Origin of the sequence: Serratia sp. 506_PEND (genome assembly GCF_001076875.1) — a bacterium.
GTDB lineage: Bacteria > Pseudomonadota > Gammaproteobacteria > Enterobacterales > Enterobacteriaceae > Serratia > Serratia marcescens.
Window position 1 is genome coordinate 1 of the sequence record NZ_JVEL01000173.1, and the last position, 201, is coordinate 201.

The 201-nt window shown below is 43.3% G+C and carries 1 pseudogene; it reads left to right on the plus strand.

Annotation, left to right across the window (positions count from 1 at the left end):
- A pseudogene (locus ADK28_RS32680) lies at positions 1 to 201 on the plus strand (hypothetical protein); the annotation flags it as partial.

Sequence of the window (201 nt, forward strand, 5' to 3'; positions counted from 1 at the left end):
AGCGAATAAATCTGAGTTTATCTCCGGCAAGTCACCAGGAGAGAATACATATTCTCATCGCCTTCTTTGACAACATTTACATTTCCACTCCCCCTGTGAATCACCTTAAGAAACAGGTGATGGAAAAACTGAAAGACCGGTGGAAAATCATATACAGTAAACCGCTACCGTTAAAATGGCTGCCGGATGAAGAAGACGCGG